This is a genomic window from Mesorhizobium sp. M7A.F.Ca.MR.362.00.0.0, from assembly GCF_004023175.1.
GTDB lineage: Bacteria > Pseudomonadota > Alphaproteobacteria > Rhizobiales > Rhizobiaceae > Mesorhizobium.
Window position 1 is genome coordinate 1,752 of the sequence record NZ_RZTF01000630.1, and the last position, 540, is coordinate 2,291.

The 540-nt window shown below is 62.8% G+C and carries 1 protein-coding gene and 1 pseudogene; both read right to left on the reverse strand.

Translation table 11 applies throughout. The features are described 5' to 3' along the window. Positions 1-204: pseudogene (locus EOC06_RS41145) on the reverse strand (amino acid ABC transporter permease); the annotation flags it as partial. Beyond that, positions 201-540: ATP-binding cassette domain-containing protein (locus EOC06_RS36175; RefSeq protein WP_164898965.1), on the reverse strand; the 340-nt coding region annotated here is incomplete at its 5' end. The gene EOC06_RS36175 and the pseudogene EOC06_RS41145, both read right to left, overlap by 4 nt.

Genomic DNA, 540 nt, shown 5'->3' on the forward strand with positions numbered 1-540 from the left:
GAAAATAATGAACAGCCAGACGATCGGCGGGATTCCTCGGACAAAGTCGATGTATAGGCGCGCCGGCGCGCTTAGCAGAAGCAACCGGGAACGTCGCATCAGCACCAGCGGCATGGCTGCGATGGCCCCGACTCCGAAAGCGCCGAAGGTCACCAGCAGCGTGGCCGGAACGCCTCTGAGCAGTGAAACCAGCAGGTCGATCATCTGCGATCGACCACGGCACGGAAGAACTGCCGCGTGCGGGGCGACGACGGATTGCGGATCACGGCATCAGGCGGACCCTGCTCGATGATCTCTCCATTAGCCATGACGATTACGCGGTCGGCGACGTCTGCGGCAAAGGCGATCTCGTGCGTGACGATGATCATTGTCATGCCTTCCTGGGCGAGCTCGCGGATCACGGCCAACACCTCAAGCCCGAGTTCGGGATCCAGGGCGCTCGTGGGTTCGTCGAAGAGCATCACCTTGGGGTCAAGAGCCAGGGCGCGTGCGATCGCGATACGCTGCTGCTGGCCACCCGACAGGCGCGCCGGATAGGAT